13 protein-coding genes and 1 pseudogene are annotated in these 9,780 nt (G+C 59.9%); 7 read left to right on the forward strand and 7 right to left on the reverse strand.

What is annotated here, in order from left to right:
• The 4 genes from OQK_RS14205 to OQK_RS31285 all read right to left on the reverse strand — a co-directional run.
• The coding region (locus OQK_RS14205; protein WP_016772972.1) for a ZrgA family zinc uptake protein at positions 1-264 on the reverse strand (264 nt) is incomplete at its 3' end.
• Positions 265-419: 155 nt separating this feature from the next.
• Positions 420-986, reverse strand: a complete 567-nt coding sequence (locus tag OQK_RS14210) for a hypothetical protein (protein ID WP_038860944.1) — start codon at positions 984-986, stop codon at positions 420-422.
• Positions 983-1,930, reverse strand: coding sequence for a CHAP domain-containing protein (locus OQK_RS14215; RefSeq protein WP_016772974.1), 948 nt, complete (start codon positions 1,928-1,930; stop codon positions 983-985). The genes OQK_RS14210 and OQK_RS14215 overlap by 4 nt, the downstream gene beginning before the upstream one ends.
• Positions 1,927-2,508, reverse strand: a complete 582-nt coding sequence (locus tag OQK_RS31285; protein WP_223631308.1) for a PAAR domain-containing protein — start codon at positions 2,506-2,508, stop codon at positions 1,927-1,929. The genes OQK_RS14215 and OQK_RS31285 overlap by 4 nt, the downstream gene beginning before the upstream one ends.
• 135 nt (positions 2,509-2,643) lie before the next feature.
• Between OQK_RS31285 and OQK_RS14225 the strand changes: the two genes are divergently transcribed.
• A complete protein-coding gene (locus OQK_RS14225; protein WP_016772976.1) occupies positions 2,644-3,003 on the forward strand; it encodes a hypothetical protein in 360 nt (119 codons plus the stop codon).
• A 4-nt stretch (positions 3,004-3,007) separates the two neighbouring features.
• On the opposite strand, the gene trxA is transcribed toward OQK_RS14225, so the two are convergent.
• The 3 genes from trxA to OQK_RS14240 form a co-directional block, all read right to left on the reverse strand.
• The gene (gene trxA / locus OQK_RS14230) at positions 3,008-3,880 is read right to left on the reverse strand and encodes a thioredoxin (RefSeq protein ID WP_016772977.1); all 873 of its coding nucleotides are present in this window, start codon (positions 3,878-3,880) and stop codon (positions 3,008-3,010) included.
• Positions 3,881-4,061: 181 nt separating this feature from the next.
• The gene (locus OQK_RS14235; RefSeq protein WP_016772978.1) at positions 4,062-4,718 is read right to left on the reverse strand and encodes a class I SAM-dependent methyltransferase; all 657 of its coding nucleotides are present in this window, start codon (positions 4,716-4,718) and stop codon (positions 4,062-4,064) included.
• Entirely contained in the window at positions 4,715-5,179 is a 465-nt protein-coding gene (locus tag OQK_RS14240) for a YbaY family lipoprotein (protein ID WP_038861207.1), read from the reverse strand. The genes OQK_RS14235 and OQK_RS14240 overlap by 4 nt, the downstream gene beginning before the upstream one ends.
• Positions 5,180-5,307: 128 nt before the next feature.
• On the opposite strand from OQK_RS14240, the gene nrdR reads away from it, so the two are divergent.
• The 6 genes and pseudogenes from nrdR to nusB form a co-directional block, all read left to right on the forward strand.
• Positions 5,308-5,772 carry a transcriptional regulator NrdR gene (nrdR, locus tag OQK_RS14245; RefSeq protein ID WP_007910946.1) on the forward strand — a complete coding sequence of 155 codons (465 nt, stop codon included), beginning with the start codon at positions 5,308-5,310 and terminating at the stop codon, positions 5,770-5,772.
• Entirely contained in the window at positions 5,769-6,902 is a 1,134-nt protein-coding gene (gene ribD / locus OQK_RS14250) for a bifunctional diaminohydroxyphosphoribosylaminopyrimidine deaminase/5-amino-6-(5-phosphoribosylamino)uracil reductase RibD (RefSeq protein ID WP_016772980.1), read from the forward strand. Before nrdR ends, ribD begins: the two co-directional genes overlap by 4 nt.
• Before the next feature lie 47 nt (positions 6,903-6,949).
• Entirely contained in the window at positions 6,950-7,612 is a 663-nt protein-coding gene (locus OQK_RS14255) for a riboflavin synthase (protein WP_016772981.1), read from the forward strand.
• A gap of 21 nt (positions 7,613-7,633) precedes the next feature.
• Positions 7,634-8,726: pseudogene (ribBA, locus tag OQK_RS14260) on the forward strand (bifunctional 3,4-dihydroxy-2-butanone-4-phosphate synthase/GTP cyclohydrolase II).
• Positions 8,727-8,816: 90 nt separating this feature from the next.
• Positions 8,817-9,293: a 6,7-dimethyl-8-ribityllumazine synthase gene (gene ribH / locus OQK_RS14265; RefSeq protein ID WP_003228649.1), complete on the forward strand. Its 477-nt coding sequence runs from the start codon at positions 8,817-8,819 to the stop codon at positions 9,291-9,293.
• Positions 9,290-9,780 (forward strand): transcription antitermination factor NusB (nusB, locus tag OQK_RS14270; protein ID WP_016772982.1); only part of this gene is annotated, 491 nt, incomplete at its 3' end. The genes ribH and nusB, both read left to right, overlap by 4 nt.

The following is a 9,780-nucleotide window of genomic DNA, read 5'->3' on the forward strand; positions in this document are numbered from 1 at the left end:
TTTTTCCAGTTGCGCACGAGCGGCAGCGACTTTGGCCTTGTCGGCGTCCGACGTGGCCGCATGTTCAAAACCCACCAGATTCATCGCCGGGCTTTCCAGCTCCAGCTCCAGGGTCTGACCGTCGAGCGCGGCGTTCAGCCGACCCACGCCATGTTCGTGAGCGCCGAGGCTGCCGTGCTCATGATCGTGATCGTGCTCATCAACCGCATGGGCAGCGGCCAGCGGCAACAGGGCAAACGGCAAAGCGAGCAACAGACGACGCATGACGGACTCCGAGAAAAATGAAAAGTTTGTTATGTAATCTTATAACGAAAGTGCGCAGAGTGTGCCCGTGCGCTTGAGATTGCGCAAGACATGGCTAAGCACCGCCCGGGATGAGTTCGCGGGCGGTGCTGGGATTGGATGTCATGCTTGCAGAATCAGAAGCCTGCGCCGGGATAGTCGAACCAATAGTGTCCCGAAAGAACATCGTTGATCAGATTTGCGTCGAGCACGCTCGGCGCATCGCGACTGAAACGCTGTCGCCAAGCCGGAAGCCACCAGTAGTTGATGGCTGTTCCGCGCGGAAATACCACCAGAGTCAGCACCTCCTTATCCATTTTGCCCTGCGTGTAGAGTTGATGACTGCGATCCATCAGGGCCATGTACTGGTCGATTGGCAGTCTGAACATAAGTGCCATGGTGAAGATTTTTTCACTCTGACTGAACGCCGGACTCTGCAGTACCCGCAATGCTTCGCAAGTGTGTGAGTTCGGTTGACTCGCTATGCTCTGGCCTTCGGGGGTTGAAAGTATGTCGAAACGATCATCCATGTCTCGCCAGTCGGTCCGGTTATTGCGCTCAAAGTAATCACGAATAACAAGGGTCAGTGGACCTGCAGTTTCCCCGTCAGCGGGACAAGCCGAAAGATCGGCAGGCAACCAGATGCGCCATGCCACGATGAGCAAAAACGGAATTATGAGGAGGAGCGAATAAGGGCGTTTCATTGTGGCGTGCTGTGTTTATAGCGTCGGAAAATAGTGAAGTCATGGTCGCTGGGATTTGCATTACCGGTCGCATGGCGAAAACCTGCGTCGTTAACTTCAACTTTTTCCCACCCTGCAGAAATGCATACGCCCTTCGTTAGAACGAAGCCGACATGGCCGCTGGCGTCGGAATAATTCATTGCGTAAGCGCCGACGTCCCCGGGCAACGGCGTGCGCTCGACTTTCCAGCTATTGAGCAATCGTTGTCCATTCGCCCATTCACCCGCAAGCGGAGGACTAACCTTGGAGAAATATGGCAGGTATTTCGATTTGCCATGTTCAATCAACGCCACGTTGACCCCAATTGCGGTCAGCACGTCGTAGACGAACAGATTGCATTTATTTGTGTTTGGTGGAAATTCCACGCTCTGCCTGAGAGTAGGGTGTGGCAGCGACTTTTTGCTTTTATTCCCTGCCCACTGTGTTGATCCCCGGTGTGACAGCGCCTCCATCAGTATCCTGCGCGGCATGTCCTGAATGACGACTTTCACCGTTCGGGTTTCATTTGTACGTTTCACACCATATTCGACTTCGTAGAACGCGTCGTTCGAGACAGCGCCGCTGGTCGTTAGCGGGACTTTTACCCACGGTGATATCGCTATGATCGAAAGAGACTTCCCTGGATTCAACGTAGCAGTGTGCATACCTTTTTTTGTACCGGAGTTCCCCACAATCTGAACTGTCACTTCGTGGGTGTCTCGGGTTTTGATCGACGGTAGTTCCTTGCCCGCGAGCGTTATAGCGATCTGGCCGTTTTTGGACATCAATGAATAAATGCGAGGCCTGTCATCGTTTTGAACGATGTTGTCATCTACGACCTGACCGTCGATAAGCAGCTGAAATTTTACGCCTGGCGGTGGCTGCATCAGAAAGTCTTTAAAGATGAGTTTGATTTCCGATTTCATGACAAATCCTGTGTCAGGGGCTCTTCATAGGCATAGAAAGTCCATTCGGAATCTTCCCCTACCAACAGGGTGTCGTAATCCGAAGCGTTTTTTACCGGGTGTTCGCAGCCTTCGCCTGTGAGGTTGCAAGTGCTGTCTTGTAAAACGGCAACCTTCGCTTTGTCCTTGAGTTTGTAAGCCAAACCTGGCTTTTCCGTGTCATCGAGGCGTTCGATGATGACCTGCAAGTAGCGATAAGAGGTCAGGGCAGCAATCGGTGGCCCCATGTCAATTGGAGCGGGCCGGCCAATTCCTGCAAAACCACTGTGTTGCTGAGTGAGCAGCTTATTGATCATGGGCGGACAACCGCAGGCGACGTAGTCACCCTCTAGCGCAGCTGGTCCGGCAGGTAAAATCAGCGTTCTTTCACCCACTGCTACGATTGGGCCTTTGCCAGGCCCACAGACCGGACAACTGGCGAGTTGTCCAATGGAAGCGATTATTCTTCCTTCGATATTGAGGTTCTCATTTCCTTCAAGTATCACGCCACCTGTAGAGGTCGGGCCTCCTTTAGAGGCCAGTTTTCGTCCTGAAGACATTGGGAATCCTTCCCGCAAAAAGAGATTAATTTAGCCGATTAACCGGTAATTACCAGATGTGTTTGGCGCCCTTTACTTGGCGTTGCACAAGTCCCGTGGGAGCATGCAGGTCAGAAAAATGCAGGAGCGAACTCGATGTTGCGGATACGCGGAACGGTCGGCGAGGTGCCGGTGGATTTGACGGTGGAGCTGGATGACAGCGATTGGGCGAGGCTGGGTTCGGCGCTGAGCGGGCAGGCGCCGGTCGTGCAGTCTGAGGCAGTGGCGTCGGCCCCGGCGGCGAAGCCGGTGAATCAGGACGATGCGCTGTGGCAGGTGGCCAAAGACTTGCTGCGCAACGCCGGGCAACTTAGCGGGCCGGATCTGCTCGATCAGTTGGAGGCGCTCACCGGCAGTGCGGTAGCGGGCAAGCGTCTGCTCGTGCGTCTGCGCCATAGTTCCGATGTGAAAGTGGCGAGCGGCGGGGATACGCCGCTCTATAGCTGGATCGGGTGAGGCCTTAATACAGCGCCGCAAACACTTTGCGACGGTAAGCCGTCACCAACGGATGATCATTGCCCAGCAGTTCGAACACCTGCAGCAAGGTCTTGTGCGGCAAGCCTTCGCCGTAGCTGCGGTTGCGGATGAATAGCTTCAGCAGGGCGTCCAGCGCCGCTTCGTATTGCTGGCGCGCCAGTTGCTGGATCGCCAGTTGGTACACCGCTTCATCGTCCTGTGGATTTTGCGCCAGGCGGCTTTTCAGGTCGGCGGCGTCCGGCAGGTCGCGGGCGAGGCCGAGGAACTGGATCTGCGCCTTGGCCCCGGCGAGTGCGGCTTTGTGCTCATCGCTCTTGACCGCGTCGAGCACGGTTTGCGCTTCGCCCAGCTCACCGCGTTCGGTCAGGCAGCGTGCGTAAAGGATCAGCGCTTTGGCGTTGGTATTGTCTTCATTGAGAATGGTCACCAGCACCGCTTCCGCCTCGGCGAAGTGACCTTCGTCGAACATCGCTTGGGCCTGTTCGAACGGGTCGGCAGCGGCCGGTGGCGGCATCTGCACATGCGGTTCCAGCAGGGCGCGCACGGCGGATTCCGGTTGTGCCCCGGCAAAGCCATCGACCGGCTGACCGTCCTTGAACAGCACCACGGTCGGCAGGCTGCGAATGCCGAAGCGGGCGACGATGTCCTGCTCGATGTCGCAGTTGACCTTGGCCAGCAGCAACTCGCCCTGATAGCTCTCGGCAATGCCCTGCAGCATCGGCATCAACGCCTTGCACGGCGCACACCATTCGGCCCAGAAATCCACCAGCACCGGTTTGTTGAAGGAGGCTTCGATCACCGACTGGTCGAAATCGGCAGTCGTGGCGTCGAAGATATACGGCGTTTGCTGACTCATGGGGGATCTCGTAAAAGCGTGGATGGGCTCACTATAAAGCTTCGCGAGGGGCTGCTGAAAGCTGTAACACTGATCGTTCCCATGCTCCGCGTGGGAATGCCTCCGGTGACGCTCTGCGTTACGCCGTACGAAGGGACGCGGAGCGTCCCGGGCTGCATTCCCACGCAGAGCGTGGGAACGATCATGCGCGGGTGGCGTGGTAAAGGCTCACATGCCGAAATTCCTCAGGCTCGGCCAGATCCGGCAAGGTCATCGCCTCGAGCATTTCAATTCGCTCATACAACGGATGACGAAAATCCCGCACCCGTGAATCCGCCACCAGCGCTTCGCGTCCGCGAGTGAGAAACGCGTCGAGCAGCGGCAGGTTGGCCCGGTCATACAACACGTCGGCGACCAGAATCAGATCGAAGCGATCGGCCTCGGCAAAGAAATCCGTCGAGTAGCTCATCTGCACATCGTTGAGCTCGGCGTTCGCCTTGCACGCGGCGATCGCCAACGGATCGAGATCGCAGGCCACCACTTCCAGCGCCCCGGCCTTGACCGCCGCGATGCCGGCGATCCCGGAACCGGCGCCGAAATCCAGCACGCGCTTGCCGCGCACCCACTCTGGAAACTGTGCCAGATAACGCGCCACGGCCAAGCCGCTGGCCCAGCAAAAACTCCAATAGGGCGGTTCATGCAGGATGCGCTGGGTTTCTTCCTGGCTGAATTCGCGGGCCATGTTGTCTCCGTCGATCAGCCACAGCTGCAAATCAGTGCCCGGCAACGCACAGGCTTTCAGTCTGGCGTCGCCGAGCAATTCCCCCAAGGCCTGTTGCAGGTCGAGCGGTGCTGTCATGGCGCTTTGACGAATTGCAGCTGGCCCAAAGTCTGAGTGGTCGGTTGAGTGATGGTCTGCGACGGCAGGTGCAGAATCAGTTGCCCGGACTGGCTGGCGCGACCGCGCAGCTCAACCCGTGCGCCGGCCGGAAATGCCTCGGGGTTGAAGCGCAGGTGAAACGGCAGGATCTGGTTGTTGCCGATCAGGCTGGAACTGGCGAGCAATTGTTGCGGGCGATCCTTTTCATCGATCACCAGCAGCGCCAGTTCGACCTCAGCGCCGGCCGGCACGCCTTGCAGGGTGCCACTCAATTCGCGCTGATGCGCTGGCAGCGGGCCGAGTTCGGCGGCCTCTTTGGCTTTTTTCTGCGCCTGTTGCGGCGCGGGGCCTGGGGTCGGCGGTTGCGGCTTGGGTGCGTCGCTGCCACAGGCCACCAGCAGGCTGAAAAGACTGAGCAGAACGAGCGGACGTAACGGCATTGGAGGCTCCGGCAGAATGAATTCCATGGATCAGACGATCATGCCGTTCTGTATACCGCAAAGCCTATGGCTTGTCTTGCCACGGGGATGCGCTACCATGGCCCTCCCATTTTTTGTTGCCAGCCACCATGCACTGTCCCTTCTGCGGTGCCAACGACACCAAGGTCATCGACTCGCGTCTGGTCGCCGAGGGCGAACAGGTGCGCCGCCGGCGTGAATGCCTGGCCTGCGGCGAACGTTTCACGACGTTCGAGACGGCCGAACTGGTGTTGCCGCGCCTGATCAAAACCGACGGCAGCCGCCAACCGTTCGACGAAGAAAAACTCCGCGCCGGCATGCAACGCGCGCTGGAGAAACGTCCGGTCAGCGTCGAGCGCCTCGAATCCTCTCTGGTCCATATCAAGCACAAGCTGCGCGCCACCGGCGAACGCGAGGTCAAATCCCTCGTGGTCGGCGAGCTGGTGATGGCCGAGCTGCAAAAGCTTGATGAAGTCGCCTATATCCGTTTTGCCTCGGTGTACAAGCGCTTCCAGGACCTCAATGAATTCCGCGAAGAGATCGACCGCCTCGCCCGCGAACCGGTGAAAGAATGACCACCGCCGCCGAGCAGGCGATCCTCGACGCGCATTTCATGGCCCGCGCGCTGGAACTGGCGCGCAAGGGCCATTACACCACCCATCCCAATCCGCGAGTCGGTTGCGTGGTGGTGCGTGACGGGCAGATTGTCGGCGAAGGCTGGCATGAGCGCGCCGGCGAACCCCATGCCGAAGTCCACGCCCTGCGTGCCGCTGGCGAGCAGGCCCGGGGCGCCACGGCGTATGTCACCCTCGAGCCTTGCAGCCACCACGGGCGCACGCCGCCGTGTGCCGATGCCTTGGTGACCGCTGGCGTTGCCCGGGTCGTAGCGGCGATGCGTGATCCCAATCCGCAAGTCGCCGGGCGCGGTTTGCAGCGCTTGGCTGATGCCGGTATCGCCACTGAAAGCGGGGTGCTGGAAGCAGAGGCACGCAAGCTCAATCAAGGTTTTCTGAAGCGCATGGAACATGGCTTGCCATTCGTGCGGGTCAAGCTGGCCATGAGCCTCGACGGTCGCACAGCGATGGAAAGCGGCGAGAGCCAGTGGATCACCGGCCCGGCGGCGCGTTCTGCGGTACAGCGTTTGCGCGCTGAGGCGGCAGTAGTGCTGACCGGCGCCGACACGGTGCTGGCCGATGGCGCACGCTTGACCGTGCGCGCGGACGAATTGGGCCTGAATACCGAGCAAACAGCGCTGGCCATGAGTCGCCCGCCATTGCGCGTGTTGATCGACGGCCGCCTGCGGGTGCCGCTGGATGCACCGTTCTTCAAGGCCGGGCCGGCGCTGGTGGCCACCTGTGTAGCGGTCGAGGAGCAATACGCCAACGGCCCGGAATGCCTGATCGTGCCGGGTGCCGACGGCCAGGTCGATCTGCATCAATTGCTCATCGAACTGGCTCATCGTGGCACCAATGAGGTGCTGGTCGAGGCCGGGCCGCGTCTGGCCGGCGCCTTTGCGCAACTGGGGCTGGTCGACGAATTCGTGATCTTCATTGCCGGCAAGTTCCTCGGCTCCACGGCGCGTCCGCTGCTCGACTGGCCGCTGGCGCAGATGAAAGATGCGCCGGAACTGAAAATCACTGAAATCCGCGCGGTGGGCGATGACTGGCGGGTCACTGCGATCCCTGTCCCTTCGGCCCGCGTATAATTCCCGGCCATTGCGTTAGCGCTGGCCTCGTTCTCAAGGAGAACCCCATGTTCACCGGCATCATCGAATCCATCGGCAGTATCCGCGCACTGACCCCAAAGGGCGGTGATGTACGGGTGCACGTCGCAACCGGCAAGCTCGATCTGAGTGACGTCAAACTCGGCGACAGCATCGCGGTCAACGGCGTTTGCCTGACCGCCGTCGAGTTGCCGGGCGACGGCTTTGCCGCCGACGTCAGCCGCGAAACCCTCGATTGCACCGCCATGAATGACCTGAAAAGCGGCAGCCCGGTCAATCTGGAAAAAGCCCTGACCCCGACCACTCGCCTCGGCGGACATCTGGTCAGCGGTCATGTCGATGGTGTTGGCGAAGTGGTATCGCGCAGCGACAATGCCCGCGCCGTGGAATTTCGCATCCGCGCGCCGAAAGAACTGGCCAAGTACATCGCCCACAAAGGCTCGATCACCGTCGACGGCACCAGCCTGACCGTGAACGAAGTCGATGGCGCCGAATTCATGCTGACGATCATTCCGCACACCCTCAGCGAAACCATCATGGCTTCATACAAGCCGGGCCGCCGGGTGAATCTGGAAGTCGACCTGCTGGCGCGTTATCTGGAGCGTCTGCTGCTGGGCGACAAGGCCGCCGAGAAGACCGCCGGCAGCACCATCACCGAAAGCTTTCTGGCCCAAAACGGCTACCTCAAATAATTCAAAAGAAGGGGGTGCCTTGTGGCGCTCAATAGCATCGAAGAACTGGTTGAAGACATCCGCCAAGGCAAGATGGTCATCCTCATGGATGACGAAGACCGCGAGAACGAAGGCGATCTGATCATGGCCGCCGAATGCTGCCAGGCCGAACACATCAACTTCATGGCCAAGCACGCCCGTGGCCTGATCTGCATGCCGATGAGCCGCGAGCGCTGCGAACTGTTGAAGCTGCCCCTGATGGCGCCGCGCAACGGTTCCGGTTTCGGCACCAAGTTCACCGTTTCGATCGAAGCTGCCGAAGGCGTGACCACCGGCATCTCCGCCGCTGACCGTGCGCGCACCGTGCAAGCGGCTGCGGCCAAGGACGCCAAGGCTGAAGATATCGTCAGTCCGGGCCACATTTTCCCGCTGATGGCCCAGGCCGGCGGCACCCTCGCTCGCGCCGGCCACACCGAAGCCGCCTGCGACCTGGCGCGCATGGCCGGTTTCGAGCCGAGCGGGGTGATCTGCGAAGTGATGAACGACGACGGCACCATGTCCCGTCGCGCTGAACTCGAAGCATTCGCCGCCGAACACAACATCAAGATCGGCACCATCGCCGACCTGATCCACTACCGGATGATCCACGAACGTACCGTTCAGCGGATTGCCGAGCAGCCGCTGGACAGCGAACTGGGCCAATTCAACCTGGTGACCTATCGTGATTCGGTGGAAGGCGACGTGCACATGGCCCTGACGCTGGGCACTGTCTGCGCTGAAGAACCGACGCTGGTTCGCGTGCACAAACATGGACCCGCTGCGCGATCTGCTTATGGTCAAGCAACCGGGCCGCTGGAGCCTGCGCGCCGCCATGGCTGCGGTCGCCGAGGCCGGCAGCGGTGTGGTGCTGCTGCTCGGTCACCCGCTCGATGGCGACGTGCTGCTGGCGCATATCCGTGAAACCGGTGAGCAGGCAACGCCGAAAAAACCGACCACCTACAGCATCGTCGGGGCCGGTTCGCAGATCCTGCGTGACCTCGGCGTGCGCAAAATGCGCTTGATGTCGGCACCAATGAAATTCAATGCGATATCCGGTTTCGATCTGGAAGTTGTAGAATACGTGCCCTCCGAATAATGACCGGCTGTTTCCGGACTCCAATTCGCGGCAAATAATCACTGAGGGGCGCGTAGCAGACGCGTCCCGGCTCTTTAAGAGAACTGACGAATGACCCTGAAGACCATCGAAGGTACCTTCATCGCCCCCAAAGGCCGCTACGCTCTGGTAGTGGGCCGCTTCAACAGCTTCGTGGTTGAAAGCCTGGTCAGCGGTGCCGTTGATGCCCTGGTTCGCCACGGCGTGAGCGAAAGCGACATCACCATCATCCGCGCGCCGGGCGCCTTCGAAATCCCGCTGGTTGCGCAGAAAGTCGCCCAGAAAGGCGAGTTCGCAGCGATCATCGCCCTTGGCGCGGTCATTCGTGGCGGTACTCCGCACTTCGAATACGTGGCTGGCGAGTGCACCAAAGGCCTGGCCCAGGTCTCCATGGAATTCGGCGTACCGGTCGCCTTCGGCGTGCTGACCGTCGATTCCATCGAGCAAGCCATCGAACGTTCCGGCACCAAGGCCGGTAACAAAGGTGCCGAAGCTGCCCTGTCCGCTCTGGAAATGGTCAGCCTGCTGGCGCAGTTGGAGGCCAAGTGATTAGCGACGAAAGCGATCGTTTCAACCCGCGCGATCCGAAACCTGCGGATGCCGGCAAGCCGTCGAAGAGCGCCAAGCGTCGCGAAGCCCGTCAGCTCGCGACTCAAGCGCTGTACCAGTGGCACATGGCCCGGCAATCGCTGAACGAAATCGAAGCGCAGTTTCGCGTTGATAACGATTTCTCCGATGTCGACGGCGCCTACTTCCGTGAAATCCTTCACGGGGTTCCGCAGTTCAAGACCGAAATCGACACTGCCCTGACGCCTTGCCTGGATCTGGCGATCGAAGAGCTGGACCCGGTTGAACTGGCGGTTCTGCGCCTGTCGACCTGGGAACTGCTCAAGCGCGTCGACGTGCCTTACCGCGTTGTGATCAACGAAGGTATCGAGTTGGCCAAAGTGTTCGGTTCGACCGACGGCCACAAGTTCGTCAACGGCGTGCTCGACAAGCTGGCCCCGCGCCTGCGTGAAGCTGAAGTGAAGGCGTT

Origin of the sequence: Pseudomonas sp. R62, assembly GCF_000257605.1 — a bacterium.
GTDB classification, from domain to species: Bacteria; Pseudomonadota; Gammaproteobacteria; order Pseudomonadales; family Pseudomonadaceae; genus Aquipseudomonas; species Aquipseudomonas atacamensis.